The sequence below is a fragment of the Methylophaga sp. UBA4204 genome (genome assembly GCF_002379485.1).
Classification (GTDB): Bacteria; Pseudomonadota; Gammaproteobacteria; order Nitrosococcales; family Methylophagaceae; genus Methylophaga.
Window position 1 is genome coordinate 737 of sequence record NZ_DFTU01000004.1, and the last position, 18,909, is coordinate 19,645.

Annotated in this window: 19 protein-coding genes; 8 read left to right on the forward strand and 11 right to left on the reverse strand. The window is 44.3% G+C overall.

Annotated features, from left to right (window positions below; all coding sequences use genetic code 11):
* From B3182_RS00355 to B3182_RS00365, 3 genes are all read right to left on the reverse strand, one after another.
* The coding region (locus B3182_RS00355; RefSeq protein WP_292751106.1) for a TolC family protein at positions 1-769 on the reverse strand (769 nt) is incomplete at its 3' end.
* A gap of 15 nt (positions 770-784) precedes the next feature.
* Complete coding sequence (locus B3182_RS00360) at positions 785-1,354, reverse strand: OmpA family protein (RefSeq protein ID WP_292751109.1); 570 nt, start codon at positions 1,352-1,354, stop codon at positions 785-787.
* Entirely contained in the window at positions 1,351-1,812 is a 462-nt protein-coding gene (locus B3182_RS00365) for a FecR domain-containing protein (RefSeq protein WP_292354263.1), read from the reverse strand. The genes B3182_RS00360 and B3182_RS00365 overlap by 4 nt, the downstream gene beginning before the upstream one ends.
* A 462-nt stretch (positions 1,813-2,274) precedes the next feature.
* Here B3182_RS00365 and B3182_RS00370 point away from each other — a divergent pair, with 462 nt between their 5' ends.
* Positions 2,275-2,415, forward strand: coding sequence for an entericidin A/B family lipoprotein (locus B3182_RS00370; RefSeq protein ID WP_292354261.1), 141 nt, complete (start codon positions 2,275-2,277; stop codon positions 2,413-2,415).
* A gap of 92 nt (positions 2,416-2,507) precedes the next feature.
* Here the strand turns inward: B3182_RS00370 and B3182_RS00375 are convergent, their stop codons facing one another.
* Positions 2,508-2,681, reverse strand: a complete 174-nt coding sequence (locus B3182_RS00375) for a YqaE/Pmp3 family membrane protein (protein WP_014705602.1) — start codon at positions 2,679-2,681, stop codon at positions 2,508-2,510.
* Positions 2,682-2,856: 175 nt separating this feature from the next.
* On the opposite strand from B3182_RS00375, the gene B3182_RS00380 reads away from it, so the two are divergent.
* The 4 genes from B3182_RS00380 to tpiA all read left to right on the forward strand — a co-directional run bounded on the left by B3182_RS00380 (position 2,857) and on the right by tpiA (position 6,638).
* The gene (locus B3182_RS00380; RefSeq protein ID WP_292354259.1) at positions 2,857-3,378 is read left to right on the forward strand and encodes an ankyrin repeat domain-containing protein; all 522 of its coding nucleotides are present in this window, start codon (positions 2,857-2,859) and stop codon (positions 3,376-3,378) included.
* A 188-nt stretch (positions 3,379-3,566) separates the two neighbouring features.
* On the forward strand, positions 3,567-4,637 hold the full coding sequence (gene fba, locus B3182_RS00385; RefSeq protein ID WP_292354257.1) for a class II fructose-bisphosphate aldolase: 1,071 nt from the start codon (positions 3,567-3,569) through the stop codon (positions 4,635-4,637).
* Between the two features lie 76 nt (positions 4,638-4,713).
* Positions 4,714-5,718 carry a class 1 fructose-bisphosphatase gene (locus B3182_RS00390; RefSeq protein WP_292354255.1) on the forward strand — a complete coding sequence of 335 codons (1,005 nt, stop codon included), beginning with the start codon at positions 4,714-4,716 and terminating at the stop codon, positions 5,716-5,718.
* 44 nt (positions 5,719-5,762) lie between these two features.
* Positions 5,763-6,638: a triose-phosphate isomerase gene (gene tpiA, locus B3182_RS00395; RefSeq protein WP_292354253.1), complete on the forward strand. Its 876-nt coding sequence runs from the start codon at positions 5,763-5,765 to the stop codon at positions 6,636-6,638.
* Between the two features lie 118 nt (positions 6,639-6,756).
* On the opposite strand, the gene B3182_RS00400 is transcribed toward tpiA, so the two are convergent.
* From B3182_RS00400 to B3182_RS00415, 4 genes are read right to left on the reverse strand one after another with little or no spacing between them, the layout of a single operon-like run.
* Positions 6,757-7,545 carry a DUF6671 family protein gene (locus B3182_RS00400; RefSeq protein ID WP_292354251.1) on the reverse strand — a complete coding sequence of 263 codons (789 nt, stop codon included), beginning with the start codon at positions 7,543-7,545 and terminating at the stop codon, positions 6,757-6,759.
* A complete protein-coding gene (gene cysD, locus B3182_RS00405; RefSeq protein WP_292354250.1) occupies positions 7,542-8,462 on the reverse strand; it encodes a sulfate adenylyltransferase subunit CysD in 921 nt (306 codons plus the stop codon). The genes B3182_RS00400 and cysD overlap by 4 nt, the downstream gene beginning before the upstream one ends.
* Complete coding sequence (locus B3182_RS00410; protein WP_292354248.1) at positions 8,462-10,849, reverse strand: YbcC family protein; 2,388 nt, start codon at positions 10,847-10,849, stop codon at positions 8,462-8,464. Before B3182_RS00410 ends, cysD begins: the two co-directional genes overlap by 1 nt.
* Complete coding sequence (locus tag B3182_RS00415) at positions 10,846-12,408, reverse strand: NADH-quinone oxidoreductase subunit L (RefSeq protein WP_292354246.1); 1,563 nt, start codon at positions 12,406-12,408, stop codon at positions 10,846-10,848. Before B3182_RS00415 ends, B3182_RS00410 begins: the two co-directional genes overlap by 4 nt.
* A gap of 92 nt (positions 12,409-12,500) precedes the next feature.
* Between B3182_RS00415 and B3182_RS00420 the strand changes: the two genes are divergently transcribed.
* Positions 12,501-13,388 carry a LysR family transcriptional regulator gene (locus B3182_RS00420; RefSeq protein WP_292354244.1) on the forward strand — a complete coding sequence of 296 codons (888 nt, stop codon included), beginning with the start codon at positions 12,501-12,503 and terminating at the stop codon, positions 13,386-13,388.
* A gap of 388 nt (positions 13,389-13,776) precedes the next feature.
* On the opposite strand, the gene B3182_RS00425 is transcribed toward B3182_RS00420, so the two are convergent.
* Together B3182_RS00425 and B3182_RS00430 are read right to left on the reverse strand one after the other, a co-directional pair.
* A complete protein-coding gene (locus tag B3182_RS00425) occupies positions 13,777-14,079 on the reverse strand; it encodes a chaperone modulator CbpM (protein WP_292354242.1) in 303 nt (100 codons plus the stop codon).
* The gene (locus B3182_RS00430) at positions 14,076-15,056 is read right to left on the reverse strand and encodes a DnaJ C-terminal domain-containing protein (protein WP_292354240.1); all 981 of its coding nucleotides are present in this window, start codon (positions 15,054-15,056) and stop codon (positions 14,076-14,078) included. The genes B3182_RS00425 and B3182_RS00430 overlap by 4 nt, the downstream gene beginning before the upstream one ends.
* A 614-nt stretch (positions 15,057-15,670) precedes the next feature.
* Between B3182_RS00430 and B3182_RS00435 the strand changes: the two genes are divergently transcribed.
* Positions 15,671-16,861, forward strand: a complete 1,191-nt coding sequence (locus tag B3182_RS00435) for a tyrosine-type recombinase/integrase (protein WP_292354238.1) — start codon at positions 15,671-15,673, stop codon at positions 16,859-16,861.
* 12 nt (positions 16,862-16,873) lie between these two features.
* Positions 16,874-17,533 carry a hypothetical protein gene (locus tag B3182_RS00440; RefSeq protein ID WP_292354237.1) on the forward strand — a complete coding sequence of 220 codons (660 nt, stop codon included), beginning with the start codon at positions 16,874-16,876 and terminating at the stop codon, positions 17,531-17,533.
* 165 nt (positions 17,534-17,698) lie between these two features.
* Here the strand turns inward: B3182_RS00440 and B3182_RS00445 are convergent.
* Positions 17,699-18,846, reverse strand: a protein-coding gene (locus B3182_RS00445) for an IS3 family transposase (protein ID WP_292747137.1) whose coding sequence is annotated in 2 segments (ribosomal slippage) — positions 17,699-18,597 and positions 18,597-18,846 — 1,149 coding nt in all. Because the reading frame shifts where the segments join, the coding sequence is not laid out codon by codon here.
* Between the last annotated feature and the right edge of the window lie 63 nt (positions 18,847-18,909).

The window sequence follows — 18,909 nt, forward strand, 5'->3', positions numbered from 1 at the left end:
GTGCGCTGCGTAGCATTGGATGCTGGTAGTAGGCAATGTTTATCGCATCATCCAGCGTGGCAGGTGCTTTGTCGCAGCAATCATCACCGGGGTTACTCAGATCTTCCGGCATTGTTCCAACAACCCGTTGAAAATTGGTTCGGGCATCTTCGATATTGCCAAGTTGTGATTCAAGATTTGACTTTGCCAAAGATAAACGTGCCTGGGCCTGTTCAACATCGGCCTGACGGCCTACCCCGCTCTCAGCCCGTTGCTGGATCTGAGAAAAAATCGTTTCATGCGATTGCAGATTGGTTTGGGTCAGTTCCAAAAGATCCTGTCGACGCAGAACATCAAGATAAGCTTCAATTGCCTGCAAGCTGGTGCGTTCAGAAATATCCGTTACGGCATACCCGGCAGAGTCGGCAGCGGCGGAAGTACGATCGACCTCACTTTTGGTATAAAAGCCATCATATAACATTTGTTTTGCGGTAATGCTGGCCTCGCCTCGCGTCAGCGTCTCGCTGCCGGGGCGTGTAGCGGGATTCTTGGTATATTCACGCCCATATCCCAAATTCAGGTCAACTTTTGGAGCGTAACCTGCACGCGCTTGGTCAATTGTTTTATTCACACTCAATCGACGATATGCTTCGGCCAGAATTTCAGGGTTGCTTTGAATGGTCTGCTCGACGGCCTGAACCAGCGTTTGCGCCAGAATTGTCGGAGAAAAAGCCGTTACACCTGTCAACAAAGTGGTGCTAAGCGCGAGTACTTTAATTTTTCTGTTCATCTATCCAACACTCCATCAGCGAACGTCTATTTCAACACGTCGATTTCTTGCTTCAGCAACTTCATCGGCAGTCTCAATTAACAGCTCCGATTCGCCCATACCTTTGGTTGTAATGATATTTTCCGGAATGCCACGTCGTATAAGTTCCTGGCGACCCCTCTGTGCGCGACGTTCTGACAAGCCAATATTATATTGTTCAGACCCCATAGTATCAGTATGTCCGATAACAATCGCTTCAGCAATTTGTCTCGCTTTTATTTCATCAAAGACTTTTTGAGCCTCTGTTTCTGATTCTGGAGTAAACGTGCTGGTATCAAAGATGAAATACAGACGGGCGCGATAAGGTTCTGCAGGTAAAGCGGCCATCGCAGGTTCCATTTCAGGATCTGCTTCTACCGGCGGTTTGGCACAAAACGGTGATTCGCCCTCTGTCAGCACCATAGGTGCTTCGATCTCTTCTCGCATTTCGGAAGTAGGTGTTTCCGGACCAAATGAATTGACAGCACTGCTGTAACCGCTACATCCGGTGATGAATACGGGAAGTAACAAAAAAGATATCATTCGGAATATATGTGTCAGCATCATGGCGCTTCTTTAGTAAGTGGATCGACTTTTACTGATAATGTTGAACATGAAGCCGTCAGCGTCGTCGTTGGTGTATGGACTTTTACTGCATCCAGTCTTTTGGCAGTCAATTGGCCACCAACTAATGCCAGCGTTCCATTAACAATAGATAAATCTGCCTGTCCTTGTTGTGATTGATTATCAAAATGATAACTGTCAATCGAAAAACGGGTGTTGGGGCCAGCACCGATACGGGTATTGTCGTTAAACAAAATCCCTACACTGCTATTGTTATCGGTATGCAATGCATCATCAATAAAGACTTCATCTCCCAAGCCAACTTTAACAAATTCACCGGCACGAATTAACTGCACATCACCCAGCAGTGTTTTTACCACACCCACACTTTGAGCATACCCTGTCGAGCTAAAAAGCAGAGTGAATGATAATAAAGCTAAAACTATTTTTTTAGGCACCATATCTCTCAGAACCATCCATTGGTTACAGCCGTTATAAAGAAGTCTAACGTTTGATTTAAACACTATAAAAGACGAGATTGCTCTAAATCACATGAATCACAAAATGGTCAGATTCATGGTTTATTCAAAAAGATTCCGCCAATACAATGTGAACTCTGTCACATTTTTTTCGAGATGACTATATTTAACAGAAAAAAAAGCTTATGAATTCAATTTCTTCAAACCAATAAACACGACACCAATTAATAATCGTTTCTTTTGGATTGACTGTTAGCCACATTATCGGCATAAATAGCATCTGGGTGAAGAAAAAATACAATAACAAAATGTAGCTCCAAACAGAGTAGGCGGCTTAATTGACGGTAAAAATTTACCAGGCAATTCGGTCAGCTTGCTTGCTCTGGTCTTAAAGATTGGGTTTCCCTAATTCTTTTTACACATTCATTTTTCTAAGGAATTAACATGAAAATTACAGCTGTATTTTTATCTTTGTTTTTTATCTTTGGACTTGCTGCTTGCAACACGATTGGAGGCATAGGCGAAGATGTAGAGGCTGCCGGTGGTGCAGTCGAAGAATCAGCAGAAGAAAATAAAAACTACTAGTTTTACCTGCTTTTTCAACTAATCTACTTAGTTAAGTTAAAAGAAAAAAGCCCTGCTGACATAACGTTCCGCAGGGCTTTTTTATCGCAATTTTAATGTTTCAAAATCACATATAACGCATGAATAATGCCTGGAATGAATCCGAGCAATGTCAACAAAATACTTAACCAAAAATGTCCTTTAAAACCAACTTCCAGGAACACCCCTAACGGCGGCAGTAAAATAGCGAACAGAATTTTGATTGGATCGGTCGCGGTAAAAGCCATATTGATTTCCTTTATTTTGGTTCGTCGATAAATTGCACCAGCAATCAGTATAGACACACTTCACTGATCCACATTAACCTGTGTTTAATTAAAATCCGGACGATTACGTTGTTAGCTACAGGTCGGCTCAACTCTGCCAGATTTTTATCAGATAGAAATCGATAAGGATAAACACGTGGATAAACCCGAAGATAATCAAAAACCTTCGCTAGATGATGAAACACTTGAACTTGCGCAACAGCTGTTTGAACTGGCACGACATGGTAATACTGAAGCATTAGAAAAACCGCTGGAACTGGGACTGGCCCCCAATATTCGCGACAGCAATGGCAACAGTCTGTTAATGCTGGCGACCTATAATGGTCACGAAGCAATGACCCGACTGTTACTGCAACATGGTGCGGATCCTGAACTTGCGAATTTACGCCACCAAACACCGCTGGCTGGAGTAGCTTTTAAAGGTTATGTAGATATTGCTCAAATATTGATAGAGCATGGTGCGGACGTTAATGCCACCACTCCTGATGGAAAAACACCACTGATGTTTGCGGCTATGTTTAACCAAACAGCAATCATGGAGTTATTACTCTCTCATGGCGCTAATGCTGATTTAAAATCTGCCGAAGGTATGACGGCAATGAGTCTGGCGCAATCAATGAATGCCCAGGACAGTATTCAGCTATTATCCGATCGCTAGTCTTTGCACCTAAACATAATTTTTTCTTATACGCTTCATAAAAATATCTAACTTCTTTTTATCCAAAAAATATGCCTAAACTGCCTATGGTTTTTATTCAGGCAAGGGCGTGATTTTGGCTTAAATCAGTTTCAGCGCCAATCCTGCTTCAAAAAACCTCTGATTTGCAAAGATAAAAAGGTAGGCTTATGGCGTTAATATCAATGCGACAACTGCTGGATTATGCTGCTGAACAACAGTTCGCGATTCCGGCTTTCAATGTCAGTAACATGGAGCAGGTCCAGGCTATTATGCAGGCAGCTGACGCCGTAGACAGTCCTGTTATTCTGCAGGGATCGGCCGGTTCACGTTCTTATGCCGGTGAACCATTTCTCCGCCATTTGATTCTAGCTGCGATAGAACAATATCCACATTTACCTGTTGTGATGCATCAGGATCATGGAGCCGAGCCTGCGGTCTGTGCACGCTCTATCCAATCCGGCTTTAGCTCAGTGATGATGGATGGCTCTTTGATGAGCGATATGAAAACACCTTCATCTTTTGACTATAACGTCGACGTCACCCGTAAAGTGGTCGAAATGGCCCATGCCTGTGGAGTTTCTGTAGAAGGCGAACTAGGCTGTCTGGGCTCACTGGAAACCGGCATGATGGGTGAAGAAGACGGACATGGTTCGGATGACAAGCTGGATCACAGTCAGTTATTAACTGATCCTGATGAAGCGGTTGAATTTATCAGACAGACCCATGTCGACGCGCTGGCTGTGGCCATTGGTACCAGCCATGGCGCCTATAAATTCAGTAAGCCACCGACTGCTGATGTGTTAGCCATCAGTCATCTGCAAAAGTTGCAACAACGTTTGCCAAATACCCACTTTGTCATGCATGGCTCCAGCTCGGTACCACAGGATTGGCTGCAAATCATTAACAATTACGGTGGTGATATTGCTCAAACCTATGGTGTGCCGGTTGACGAGATCGTCTCCGGTATTAAATTTGGCGTACGCAAAGTCAATATTGATACCGATTTACGTATGGCTACCACCGGTGCAATTCGTCAATATCTGGGTCAGCCGGAACATGCCAGCGATTTTGATCCACGTAAATTCTATAAAGCCGCTACCACAGCAATGCAGGCGATCTGCCAATCCCGTTATGAAGCTTTCGGTAGTGCAGGACATGCCAGCAAAATCAAAGTGATTTCACTGGAAAAAATGGTGAAACGTTATGCCTCAGGAGAGCTTTCCCCCAAAGATCTCTGATTTATCTCCGTAACAAATCTCTGCCTTTTTTGGCATTGGCAGTAAATGGCGTAACCGTTTTTTAAGGATAACAACCATGAAGCCACATATCAGCTTGACCCAATTTATTATTGAGCAACAACGCAGCATCCCCAACGCATCTGGCGATTTCACCATGCTGCTTAGTGATATTGCCAGTGCTTGCAAGCGTATTACTCATGCCGTCAGTCGTGGTGCAATGACGGGTCAGCTTGGCAGTGCCGAAAGTGAAAATGTGCAAGGTGAAACCCAAAAGCAGTTGGATATTATTACCAACGACATCATGGTTGATGCTCTGGAGTGGACCGGCCATCTTAGTGGCATGGTCTCTGAAGAAATCGATGAGCCGATTGTCATACCTGGGCACTTCCCCAAGGGAAAATATCTCGCTCTGTTTGACCCATTGGATGGTTCATCAAATATTGATATCAACCTGACCGTAGGCACTATCTTTTCAATATTAAAGGGCCGCGAAGGTCGTAATGCCAGCCTGGAAGATTTTCTGCAACCAGGCAACCATCAGGTTTGTGCGGGGTTTGTTTTATATGGTCCTTCAACCTTGATGATTCTCACCACAGGGCATGGTGTTAATGGCTTTACTTTGGATCCGGATATCGGGGAGTTTGTGCTGACCCATCGCAATATGACCATTCCCGAAGATTCGCAGGAATTTGCCATCAATATGTCCAATCAGCGTTTCTGGGAAGCGCCTGTGCAACGTTACATTGATGAATGCATGCGAGGCAGACAAGGCCCTCGCGGCAAGGATTTTAATATGCGCTGGGTCGCTTCTATGGTCGCTGAAGCGTATCGAATTCTGACCCGAGGCGGCATCTTCCTTTACCCACTTGATCAGCGTGAGCCAGACAAAGGTGGCAAGTTGCGTTTGATGTACGAAGCCAATCCAATCGGCTTTATTATTGAGCAGGCCGGAGGTCTTTGCTCCACTGGCCGACAACGCATTCTGGATATTCAGCCTGAGAGTATTCATCAACGTATACCGGTCATTCTCGGCTCAAAAAATGAAGTTGAACGGGTGGTTGATTACCATCAGCAAGCGTAAACAGTACCAGTGATCCAAACCGTTTTATCTAAGGTGTAAACATTATGCGTAAACCATTGGTGGCCGGAAATTGGAAAATGAACAATCCAACCGAAAGCCCACGAACATTACTCCAGAATATTTTACACAGCGCCCATATGCTTGACAGCATCCTGTCCAGCAGTGAAAACGCCCTACCAATAGATATCGCTCTGTTTCCGCCATCAGTGTATCTCAGAGAAGCACAGGAAGTGCTGTCCGGTTCCAGACTTCAATGGGGCACCCAAAATGTCTCTGCCTATGATGAAGGACCTTATACCGGTGAGATTTCGGCTTCGATGATTAAAGGCTTTGGCTGTCACTACGTTTTAATTGGCCACTCAGAACGTCGTTGCCTGTATGAAAAGCTGGAACTCGATCAGTATGTTTTAGATCAAATTGTCGCTGAAAAATATGCCCAGGCAATCAACAATGATCTCACTCCAATTATCTGCATCGGCGAAACAGAAGATGACTATGAATCAGGCAAGACGGAGGAAGTGATTGCTCGCTTACTGGATATTTTAATTGCTCATAAAGGGCCAAAAGCATTAGCCAATGTAGTGCTGGCCTATGAACCTGTATGGGCTATCGGCTCCGGCAAATCTGCTACACCGGAATGGGCTCAGAGTGTACACAGCTTTATGCGTCAGCGAATTGCCAAACATGACCAGGCCAGCAGTGAAACTGTTCGAATTATTTATGGTGGTAGCGTCAAAGCCCATAATGCTGCGGCAATCTTCTGCCAAGCAGATGTTGACGGCGGCCTTATCGGTGGCGCTTCACTCGACGCCGAGGAATTTATCCAAATCTGTTTTGGTGCGACTCAATCCTACACTTGCCAGCCTGGCCATATGAATATCCCACCAGAACTCGAAGCTGGGACTAACAAGGGATTATGAACTTGAGAATAAAGCTTCTGGAATCCTGTTTTAAGGTGGGTTTTCCCAAAACCTCTCGTAATAAGTAACAGTGTTGTGGTCTATTAGTGAAATAACACCATAAATTTGACTCTTCTTGCTATGGATTACAGTAATTACAGCAGGCTGGATTTCCATTTAAATTTTTAAGCTCTGACTCACTGTAACCACATGATTTGCAACAACTCACCAGCGCCTTGACTTCATTGGTAGGCTGGCCGCATAACGCACAAGTCGGTCCAAATTCTCTAACGTCAGGCCAAAAATCCATTTCTGCACAATTCGGACATTTACTCTGTAGCCGCTCTGCGAGGTTTAAAGCAGCTTTTTGCAGCATAATCTGTCTGAGTGGAGAATTCATTGCTCTGAGATCAGGTGTCAGATAAACAGGCCATTCTGTATAGGGTGTTTGATGTATAGCAATAACTTCGGTGTCTGAGAGTCCTTTCAAAATGCCATCCGGGCAGGTAAGTATCCATTTCTGTCTCTCAAAGTCAGCCAATTTTTGTTTCAAATCTTCTAATGACTCTGCAGTTAGCTCCCTAAGTGGTGTCGGCCCCTCAGCTTGGGCAAAAATTATCAGTTCTGGTTCTTTCTGAAACAGGCAAATTATTTCCTGATTCCAGCTCATAAAGCCCTCCAGCGGACCACCACCAAAGCTGCCTTCGCTACCGAGTCCAACGTTAATACCACTCAGTTCTACTGCTTTTTTGGCTTTTACTAAGGCACATTCTCTGGGAGATAATTTTCTGGGTATTTCCCCAGAGAAAGTGCCAAGCTGATCGGTATCAAAAAAGTCGATTTCTACCAGTTCGATACCAATCTCATACAAAACCGGTGCCAGTTGTTGAGATTTACGATGTTTGGTTAGAAGAGCTACCGTTTTCAAAAATAACCCTCCTGCTTTTTTCTCTCCATAGAGTTGGCCTGATCTTTATCCAGCATTCTGCCCTGCCGCTCACTGGTTCGTGAGTTCATCATTTCAATAATGATATCGCCCACTGTTTCAGACCGACTTTCAACCGCCCCGGTCTGGGGGTAACAACCGAGCGTTCGGAAGCGTATCCAGCGTTCTTCTATGCTGGCTTTTTCTGAGTCCGTGAGATAAGGCAAGACACGTTGATCATCAAGTCCCAGAATCTGGCCGGTTCCCTCATCCACCCATGAAAGTCTGGGTTTGGCGAAATAGAGTGGAACGATATCGATGTTTTCTTTGAAGATGTACATCCAGATATCCAGCTCAGTCCAGTTAGATAAGGGGAAAACCCGTACCGTTTCTTTGGAATTGATCCTGGTGTTGTAAATGTTCCAGAGCTCGGGACGCTGCGATTTCGGATCCCACCGATGTGAAGTGTTTCTGATTGAGAAGATTCTTTCTTTAGCTCTGGAGCGCTCTTCATCACGGCGAGCTCCGCCTAGTGCTGCATCAAAACCATGCTTATCCAGTGCCTGCTTGAGGGCGACCGTTTTCATCAAATCATTATAGATCACAGAACCAGAGGCAATCGGATGAACACCTTCGGCCAAAGCAGCCTCATTGATATGCACGATGAGATCCAGATCATGCTTATCAATCAGTCGATCACGGAAACTGGCCATTTCAGCGAATTCCCAGGTCGTATCAATATGTAACAGCGTAAATGGTACTTTGCCGGGTGCAAATGCTTTACGGGCGAGGTGCAGCATGACAGTTGAATCCTTACCGATTGAATAAAACATGCAGGGGTTTTCAAAACCAGCAGCCACTTCACGCATGATATGAATGCTTTCGGCTTCCAGTTGCTGTAGGTGGTTGAGTGTTTTCATTACACCAGCTCCCAGTAATCGGGACGATAACGTTCAATGCTGTTGTCATCATTCCAGCAAAACAGAAATAACCAGTTGTTATCCACTAGCTGTCGAACTGTTTCATGTGAGGCGATAACGTTTTCTATCGCCGCTTTTGGAGCAGCAATGTAAACGCAGAGTCTGAGTGGTTGATGACGCCATTCATTCCCGTCGTGGATTGACTGGAAAGGCAAGCCAATCCGCAAATCCCCGCCATTCCCCTCAAAAACCCCGATATGCTGATTCACTGCATTGTGAAGCAGCTTGTTACCACTACCGAAGAAGTCGTTATCAACCACGGACAAGTTGTATTGCATGTTTATCCAGTGCGTCACCACCATCGGTGCAGTCATGATCTGCTCCAGTAACGCGGCATCCGGATCCTGATGCCAGTCGTAATCATGCAGGAATGCTCGCCCATCAAGTGGCAATGCTCGAGTCCTGTCACGTGGTGCCACAATAAACACGGCGTTGTTGGCTAGTCCCCATTCAGGGCGGACTTCTGACCAGTCTCTGGCACGATTTGACAGCGCTTTCTCCAGTTTCTTGTCATCAAGCTCCTGCAGTCCCGCCTCTATCGTCGCTGCGCGTTCACGACGCGTAGCGTTGGAAGCCTGTTTCAACCAAGCCTCGATATCAGTGTCGATTTCCCCGAAGCAACTCACTTCATCCGTAGTTGTGTTATGCAAACCGGCAACAAAACGTGTCTTTTTGGGAATCTGAATGCCCTCTTCTACCAGCTTCTGTCTTATTGACGCGTCATTGAGCAGACTCGCCAGTACTCGCACATTGACCTCACCGGTCTGCCCGCCACAGGCACCGCAATCGAGACCCGAGGCATGGAGATTATTGCGCGTCTCACTGCCATGACCTAGCAAGAGTACGGTCGGAGCAAACTGCCGGGTAAGCCCCATGCCTTTCAGTACGCCACTGACCAGACTGGTTTTCTCTTCAAGACTGAGGGGCTGGTCCTGGCTCAGTAGTTCCCAGTCATGATGGTGACTGAGTGAATCAATCAGGTTCTCTTTTTTCTTGCGGAGAAAATTGTCCTTAAGTAGCTTGAACGCATATGTCCAGCCCACAGTTTCGACCATGGTGAACGCCGATACGGAGGAGTTGCCCCAACTCTTCCAGTGGCTCAGCGTGTATAGGTTGTGAAGCTGATCCTGACGCGCTTTTTTCTCACTGACCTTGATGGCCGGTGCAACCAGACCGGGTAACTGAGGACGCACTGTCGGTGTGTCTGCAGGCTGATAACTGATTGGCAGCCCATAGAATCCGGCAAAGCCGATGGTCTGAATTGCCTGACTCTGATTTTCAAGTGATCTTCTGAAACGTTCGGAACGAACGTCAATGCAGAATGCTGCCTGCAACACTGGGGTAGCCTGACCGGGCCGTGCTGGAGTTTTCAAAATCTTGTGCAGCTTTTTCTGGTATTCCAGTTCCGCTGCATGCATCCAAACCCAAAAAAAACGAAGATGCTCTACATGCTCATCAATGAGTTCGTTGATTTGGAACTTCTGTTGTACCCATCGTGCCTTCAGTGTACGAAAGTCTGTTTTCGTCTCTTTATTTTTTAACTGACGCCATACGATAAGATCCCAGGCCATTCTGATGGCAAGTAGAGACTCCACATACTGGCTTTCCTGTCTCAGTAATGTCTTTTCCCAACGCTGCCATGAGAAGTAACTGGCCCAGCCGTTGATACTTAGCAACAGCATATGTGCGTAAAGCTCCAGTTCGTAGGGGCCGAGTTCAAATTCAGCCGCAACTTCTGCAAACAGGCTTTCAAAATCACCAGGCAGGTCTAAAAACGCTTCCCGAAGATGTTTTTCGCCCATCAGCAAGGACATTCCGTAATCATGCGTGGTGAAATCAAGCCAGCGGGAATAAAGGCTTTCCAGGTTATCTGTATGTTGATTAATAAATTCGCCACAAAACTGACTGATTTGATGCACCGTTTCATCCTGCCAGCGCATCTTGTGGTGATCTCGACTCAAATCTGCAATTTCAGCAATACTTAGCCAGACATCAGGCCCGGGCTGTTTCAAACCCGCTTTCAGTGATTCGATATCGGTTGTTGTTTTATAGGCTTTTGCCGCTGTCGTCAGCGATGAGTCCGAAATCTCGCCCTTGTCATAACGGGTTAGTAATTCATCTGCAGACAAGGTCGTTTTGACGTCAGCCAGAGCCGCGAGCCTGGCGGAAACCAACTCTATGGGATGATGACGACATTCCCATAAGGCATTAACAGCGATGAAACGATCTAAAGGCCAGCTGGGCGCAATCAGGGCGCAGGCATTGTGGATGGCTGAAAGTTGTTCACTACTCGCTTCATTGACCGACTCTGCTTTTGCTTCAATCATACCCATGACTCCTCTATAGATTGTTGTTCCGTCTTGCTTTGCTTGATTTTGGGACGCAGTACGACCGGCCAGAGCTGAAGGGTCAGCCGCGTCATCATTTCATCCAGATATAAGCCGGAAAATAACCAGCGATAGAGGGTTTGTGTCTGTTTGGCCTGAGGAAAAAGCCTTATCTGCACGGTCAGCGCAAACAGGCACAAGAACAAGATCATCAGCCAGATATCCATGGCTGAGAACATGTTGGTGTGAGTTAATGATGAAAACATATTCCCGAGCAAAGACTTCCCAGCCAAATAGAAACCCAACAAACCAGCAGCGATGACCAGCGCCGGTAACCAAGCCCGTTTATTGCTTTGGTTAAACGCCGAAACCAGATACAGAGCTAGCGCTGTATTGACCAGCAGCCAGACACTGAGTGGCCCGTCATAGCTTGTTAACAATGGAATAGCGGCCGTAACGGCGACGGCCAGAGAGAGACAGATAACAGCACTTTCAAAACTGACCTTTTTCTGCGGTGCCAACTGCTTGAGACCAAAGTCATGGACTGCTTCGCCGGTGCTCAGGAAAGCATAGGCCTTGTACAGTGAGTGTGTAATCAAGTGCAGTAATGCCAGTTCATAAAGACCCAGCGCGCATTCAATCAGCATCAGTCCCATCTGGGCACAGGTAGACCAGGCAAGCCGGACTTTGATGCTGATTCTGGTCACCATCACCAGTGCACTTATCAACGTGCTCAGGCCAGCAACAATAATTAGCGTCCACTGGGCGACCGGTGCCAGTGCCATCAGTGGCGCAAAACTGATAAGCAGAAAACCACCCAGATTAATAATACCGGCATGTAAAAGCGCACTGATAGGCGTCGGTGCTTCAACAACCTGTATCAGCCAGCCATGCAGAGGCAGCTGAGCACACTTGATTAAGGCGGTTTGTGCAATCAGAAAAGCGGCCAGCTTTTCAATAAAACTCAACTCATATGTCGTCGCCAACCCCTGGTAATGGTCAAGTATGACGTTCAGCTGGAAAGTACCATGATGAGAATATAGCAGGAGGACAGCCCCCAGAAGACATGCCTCAGCCAGCCGCGCGAGAATGAATTTTTTATGTGCAGCAAAAACAGCACGTGGTCTATCAGGATAAAACAATAGCAAGCGATGGAAACATAGACTGATTGAGACCCACCCTAACCATAACAACAACAGATTATTACTCAGCACAACAACAGACACCGATGTCAGGCTCAGTAATAACCAGCGCCAGAACTTATGAGATTGCTTTTCTGAACGCATATAACCTTCAGAAAATTTAATAAGAATGATGGCCATGAAGCTGACCAGAAACAACACGGTAAGATTGATGGCATTAAGCCTTAAAAGATATTCTGAGTTTTGTTCCGTAATTCTAAAGAAAGCAATAGCCACCAGAATTGTGGATATACCTAAAGCAATTGAAATAGCTCGCAATAATATTTGCCGCTTGATTTCAGTCAGCCTAGGGTTACCTGCAATCAAGGCCCCTGCCGCTAAAACCAACGGAATAAGAATGGAAAAGAATTGATTCATAAACATACCTCCTTAGCTGGCGGAAGTATGTCAAACGCGATAACATAAATAAAATAGATATTTATTAATTAATTGATAAGTTTAACTTAACTATGGCTAAAATTAACTATCACCATCTCTTTTATTTTTGGCGTATCGCGCTATCAGGCAGTATCACGCAAACTGCCAATGAATGTCATGTCTCACAGTCGGCGCTATCGCAACAAATTAAACAGCTTGAGAACACTATGGATGTCCAGTTATTTGACCGAGTTGGCAGACAACTCGTGCTAACTGATATGGGTAGAAAAGTACTGAACTATGCAGATGAAATTTTTACCACAGGTGAAGAGCTGCAATCATTCCTGAATAAAGGAGATTCATTCACACAGCGTCATATCAACATTGGCGTATTAACGACTCTCTCGAGAAACTTTACCGAAACTTTTATCAGCCCCTTACTGAAGGAATCCAATGTCAGCTTCACCTTATCGACGAGAGGGATGACAAACTTGCTTAATGGATTGACCAGTCACGAACTTGACTTGGTACTCACCAATCGTTCGGTAAACGAGCAAAATGATGATGCCATCTGGCAAAATCAACTGGTTTCACGACAGTCAGTTTCAATCATTGGGCCGGCCGAACACAAACCGAAGACTAGCTTTCCGCATGGTTACGATGCCTTGAAATGGGTTTTACCAACGGAGATCACAGAAATCCGTTCTGGATTCAATGCTTATTGTTCCGCTTTAGGTTATAAACCCGAAATCATTGCAGAAGCCGATGATATGGCAATGTTACGATTATTGGTTCGGGATAGTGGTGCCGTTACAGCCCTACCTAGTGTCGTTGTCAAAGACGAAATTAGCAGTGGTCGACTAGCTGAATATCAAATTTTGCCTAATGTTTTCGAAAACTTTTATGCCATAACCATCCGCCGCACTTATATGCCAGATATCGTCAAAAGGCTGCTTCACAGTAATATTATAGCCAAATAATTTTAGGGCTAGATTATCCGAAGTGTCATAGAGAACTTCCGGTTAATCCCATGCAAAAAACCCGCAGACAAAAAAGCGGTTAACCGAAAATCGACTAACCGCTTAGTGTAATTGGTGCCCCCCCCAGGACTCGAACCTGGGACCATGGGATTATCAGTTTTGAAATACAACATTAAGCTAATGTTTTTATTAAACTTTACTGATGCACTCGTTGCGTATTTTGCACCACAACGCATAACTTTTGATAACTTATCCCCGCAAAATTCCCGCAGAGCATCACTATTCAAAAAAGTTAAAAAGTAGGTGGTTTTATTTCAGGTTTTACAGTTTTCCTGCATCAAGAACGCACCAAAAAATTGAAATGCCACATTACTATTAAGACTAAACTTTAAGTAGAACGCAGCGTTTTTATCTCATCCAATAGTTCAAGTGCCAGTGCGGCACCCGCCAAATTCACCTCAAGGTCACGCTGCAGTCGAGTGGCAATATTTACCCGCACGATACTACTACTATTAAACTCCCAACGGATGTGACTTGTTTGAAAATTCAATGGCTCGATAACGCCATACTCTACCATTGTTAAAATTTCCTCTACCGACAAATCACAACAGTGACTCAGCTTAATCAATGACACCGGTTCGCCGTCATCTACAATGATCCCAGTATATGATTCAATAACATCATTATTCATCTTATACCCCCTAACTTATAACGAGGATTGAAATTGGACGATGCTTTTTTGAGCTCCTGATATAAAGACTTTTCTTTGTCACTCAATTGTTCAGGCATGGCAATTTCTAAAATGACATAAAAATCACCAGGAGATTTGCTTGGAATGCCTCTCCCCTTAAGACGCATCCGTTTACCGCTGGACGATCCTTCTGGGATCTTGAGTTCAACATTGCCCCCAGGTGTCGGTAGATTTATTTTACTGCCAAGCGCTGCTTCCCAAGGTGTAATTGGTAATTCCAGCGTGACATCTGAACCATCTACTTGATAGTGAGAGTGTGGATTGAATTCTATTTCCAGATATAAATCGCCCGATGAACCGCCACCAGTGCCAACACTGCCTTGTCCTTGCAACCTGATGTACTGTCCTTGCTTAACCCCTTTGGGTATTTTGACATTGAGCGTACGATTTTTTAATTCAGGGTGACCATTTTTATCGAGTACCGTCGATTTTATGGTGAGACTCCGGGAAGCGCCTCGGTAGGCGTCTTCAATGTCGATAAACACTTTGGCGTGAGTATCTCGTCCCCTAGCTTGATATGCGGAACGTCCATGACCACTCGCGTTGTATTGATGCCTGGCCCCAGCTTGTCCAAATAGATTTTCAAAAAAGTCACTGAAATCAGCATCTCCAAAAGTATTTCCACCTGAACCACCACCATGAAACTCAAAGCCTGCATTCCAGTCAGGCGGAGGCTCAAAGCCAGTTTGCCCAGCTTGCCAGCCAGCAGCACTTAATTGATCATAAGCTGCACGCTTCTCAGGATCTTTTAAGACCTCGTAAGCTTCACCAACTTCTTTGAATTTCTCCTCAGCATCTTTTTCTTTACTGACATCAGGATGATATTTACGCGCTAACTTACGATAGGTACGTTTGATTTCTTCTTGGGACGCATCTTTAGACAGGCCCATAATTTTGTAATAGTCCTTGTACTCCATGCTCATCCCTCTTGTTTTGATTAAAAAGCATTAACTTATAGTGAGCACTTTTGTTCTTAAATCACACAGTTCCAAGTATCTGCTTCGAAATAAAAGCTGTCCAGCCAATCCGTAGCGACTCAAGAAATAGAAAATTAAAGCCTTATGGATGGACGTGCTTCTCTAAATTCAACGAGATTGATGAAACCTTTGCTCCGGATAGCTGAGGCTGCTAATTGAAGCATTAATTTCTTCACGAACGTAAAACACGGAGTTTGTCTACATGAAATAAAAACAAAAAAGCCTCAGCGCTAAAATTAGCACTAAGGCTTTGATTTATATGGTGGGCCCACCAGGACTCGAACCTGGGACCAAGGGATTATGAGAATTATGGGCCTAAATTTGAAATTCTTTGATAGTCTTTTAATATCATTAACTTATCTAACTTTCGCATGTAATCGAGTTTGACATTTTTTGCATAAAATCGCTATTATTTGAGCGCTACTGTCTACATAGTGTCTACATGGGGCCCATAGGGATTTTTTACAAAGACTAGGATTCAAACACGTGCAAAAACCTTCATACACAAGCCATATCTTATTGTTTTTAAATGAAAACATCTCATGTAGACACTCATGAGGATCACAAAATCATTTGTAGACAAGACGCTTCCACCCACTCCAAAACCTGGCCAAGTGTCTACACAGAGCTTCTATCGAGACGATTCTATTCCTGGCTTTGCTCTGAGAATTACCAGTAATGGGGCTAAATCCTTCATCGTTGAAAAACGCATTAATGGCCGTGTTAAACGCATTACGCTAGGTCGCTACGGTAATTTAACCGTTGAACAAGCTCGTACCCAAGCGATGAACATTTTAGGGCAAGTCGCCACAGGCAGAGATCCCCTCTCAGAAAAACGGGAAAAGAATGCTCGTTCCATTACCTTGATAGAAGTCTTTCGAGATTACTTAGCCACTCGAAAAGATCTCAGTGAAAGCACTATTCACGATTACACCCGACACATAGATACATCATTTGCTGACTGGCAGAAAAAACCCATTGCTGAAATCACTAAAGATATGGTGGAAAAACGGCATAGAGAGTTAGGCAAAAAAAGCCATGCTAGAGCTGACGGATCTATGAGAGTGTTAAAAGCCTTTATCAACCATGCCAAAAACAAATTTGAAGATGCTAATGGCAATCCGATCATTTTGGTTAATCCGGTTGAACGGCTGAGCCAAATTCGAGCATGGTATAAAGTTGAGAGACGTAAAACGCTGATTAAACCACATCAGCTTTCAGCCTGGTATCAAGCCACACTTCAATTGAATTATGAAACAACCAGAGATTATCTGCATTTCCTGTTATTTACAGGCTTAAGACGATCGGAAGCAGCAAAGCTACAATGGCACCAAATTGATTTTGAAGATCTGACATTCACTATTGAAGAAACAAAGAATGGAGAAGCTCACACCCTCCCCTTATCTGATTTTTTAGAATCATTACTTCGAAGAAGATACGAATCCAGACAAGGTTATTATGTATTTCCAAGTGACTCGAAAACAGGTTACATACAAGATCCACGTAAGTCTTTACTTCGAGTTTACGAGTTATCAGGCGTAGAGTTTAAACTTCACGACCTCAGAAGAACTTTTTTGACAATTGCAGAAAGTATCGATATTCCTGCTTATGCTTTAAAACGGTTAGTAAATCATAAAGATCCAAGAGATGTTACAGCGGGCTATATAATCAGTAATGTTGATAGACTAAGAGAGCCCATGCAAAAAATAACTAACTTCATCAAACAAGCTGCCTCAATAGATTAAAGGATAAGTAGGATGCTGCCATGGAATGCAATTACAGATATAGCTCAAAGTTATGGAGTTCCAAGCGTATTACTTTTAGCTGGAATGCTTATATCCCGCCTTTACTATAAATTTAAAGTTGATACTGAAACGGTCCGAAAGCTTAAACATGAAGAGATTCAACTTTTATTAACAATTTTGTCGGATAAGAACGCCAATCAAAAGTTTCTTATTGAACAAATTATCGAAACGAAATATGGAAGGCCTATTTCCTGGAGGGAAATATCTTACCTCTTGAAGTTAGTCTCACCTTCTGAAGCCCTTTCACTTTATGCCGATTCACACTATTGGATTGAGTTTCCATATTCATCCAATAAGCCAGAATTTCGAGGTTATTTTCAAAAGCCAATATATAGGAAATGGCGTAAACGTTTTAATGTTGGCTCTTATTTCTTCCTTAGCTTTAGTACTCTAATAGTTTTTATCAGCTTTCCATGGATATTTGAAAATGATGGCTTGGAAACTGGTCTTAGCTTTGTAGTTGTGACCCTCGTTTTTATGATTTGTGCTTTTTTCTGTTTGAAAGGATATGTAGAACTTAAAAGGGCTGAAAATCTGATGTCTTTGATTGAGTTTTCAGAAGCAAATCCCGACAAAGCCAGAGAGCGATCCTATCTTCTCATCAACAATTAGGTGAGCTTTAATGACCTATGAATATCGTGTTAACACATACGATGAAAATTTCGACTTTTTCGAATCGCAACTTCCAGAAAATACCTTTATTTTTGCTTTTGGTGATCAGCTCAATCGTACTCGAGAACTACTAAATAATAGAACTCATGAATCGCCACTAATTCTTTAGACACTAATCAGCCGCTTCGAAAATCGATTCTCAAACTCTACCGGTGACAACTGATTATTGAAACCATGCCGCCGTTTGGTGTTGTAAAACATTTCAATGTAATCGAACACATCTTGTCTGGCTTCATCTCGGTTTGTATAGACTTTACGTCGTATCCGCTCCCGTTTGAGTAACTGGAAAAAGCTTTCAGCAACGGCATTATCATGACAATTACCCCGTCGGCTCATGCTACCTTCCAGTCCATGCGTCTTTAGAAACGCGCTCCAATCGTGACTGGTGTACTGGCTGCCCTGATCAGAATGCACCATGACGGTGTTGGACGGATTACGCCGCCAAACAGCCATTAACAATGCATCCAATACCAGTTCTTTGGTGATCCGCGACTGCATTGACCAGCCAACAACTTTTCTGGAATATAAATCCACGACAACGGCCAGATACAACCAGCCCTCATGGGTTCGGATATGGGTAATATCTGTGACCCACGCGGTGTTGGGCTGTGTCACATTAAACTGACGTTGCAGTTTATTCGGTGTCACAACATGGGCTTCACCACCAGGCTGTCTGGGCCGACGATAACCCACTTGTGCCTTGATCCCCGAAAGGCGCATCAAACGATGTACCCGGTTGATACCACAGCGTTCACCATACTCACGAATATCACTGTAAATCTTGCGATAGCCATACACCGCGCCAGACTCAAGCCAGAATTGTTTGATCAGACCGGTTAACCGCCGATCTTGTTTTTTGTGTCTGGAAAGTGGTGTTTTTAGCCAGTTGTAGTACCCACTGGGATGCACATTAAGCAATGAGCAGAGTCGTCTGACCGGCATCAAGCTGCTTTGTGCTTTGATAAACGCGTACCTCACTCGGGGTGACTTGCGAAGTACGCCGCCGCTTTTTTTAGAATGTCACGCTCCTCGGTGACGCGTTTCAATTCTTTCTTGAGTCGGTTAATTTCGGCTTGTTCTTCTGCTTTAGTTCGATGCTTGTTGGCATCAGGACCATACTTCTTCAGCCAAGCATAAAGACTATGCGTTGTGACATCCAATCGGCCAGCCACATCGGCGACACTGTAACCACGATCGGTTACCTGACGGACCGCTTCGATCTTAAATTCTTCTGGATAACGTTTACCGCTCATTTTCACCTCTCTTATTGCCATATTAAATGGCTGAAAGGTGTCTAGTAAATTAGTGGCGATTCA

Bases quoted from the DNA above. Each gene is read 5' to 3' on its own strand.
- B3182_RS00430 (WP_292354240.1), bottom strand. From the start codon at position 15,056: ATGGAGTACAAGGACTATTACAAAATTATGGGCCTGTCTAAAGATGCG.
- B3182_RS00415 (WP_292354246.1), bottom strand. From the start codon at position 12,408: ATGAATCAATTCTTTTCCATTCTTATTCCGTTGGTTTTAGCGGCAGGG.
- B3182_RS00390 (WP_292354255.1), top strand. From the start codon at position 4,714: ATGAAGCCACATATCAGCTTGACCCAATTTATTATTGAGCAACAACGC.
- B3182_RS00410 (WP_292354248.1), bottom strand. From the start codon at position 10,849: ATGATTGAAGCAAAAGCAGAGTCGGTCAATGAAGCGAGTAGTGAACAA.
- B3182_RS00440 (WP_292354237.1), top strand. From the start codon at position 16,874: ATGCTGCCATGGAATGCAATTACAGATATAGCTCAAAGTTATGGAGTT.
- B3182_RS00360 (WP_292751109.1), bottom strand. From the start codon at position 1,354: ATGATGCTGACACATATATTCCGAATGATATCTTTTTTGTTACTTCCC.
- B3182_RS00435 (WP_292354238.1), top strand. From the start codon at position 15,671: ATGAGGATCACAAAATCATTTGTAGACAAGACGCTTCCACCCACTCCA.
- B3182_RS00370 (WP_292354261.1), top strand. From the start codon at position 2,275: ATGAAAATTACAGCTGTATTTTTATCTTTGTTTTTTATCTTTGGACTT.
- B3182_RS00420 (WP_292354244.1), top strand. From the start codon at position 12,501: ATGGCTAAAATTAACTATCACCATCTCTTTTATTTTTGGCGTATCGCG.
- tpiA (WP_292354253.1), top strand. From the start codon at position 5,763: ATGCGTAAACCATTGGTGGCCGGAAATTGGAAAATGAACAATCCAACC.
- B3182_RS00365 (WP_292354263.1), bottom strand. From the start codon at position 1,812: ATGGTGCCTAAAAAAATAGTTTTAGCTTTATTATCATTCACTCTGCTT.
- B3182_RS00425 (WP_292354242.1), bottom strand. From the start codon at position 14,079: ATGAATAATGATGTTATTGAATCATATACTGGGATCATTGTAGATGAC.
- B3182_RS00375 (WP_014705602.1), bottom strand. From the start codon at position 2,681: ATGGCTTTTACCGCGACCGATCCAATCAAAATTCTGTTCGCTATTTTA.
- fba (WP_292354257.1), top strand. From the start codon at position 3,567: ATGGCGTTAATATCAATGCGACAACTGCTGGATTATGCTGCTGAACAA.
- cysD (WP_292354250.1), bottom strand. From the start codon at position 8,462: ATGAAAACACTCAACCACCTACAGCAACTGGAAGCCGAAAGCATTCAT.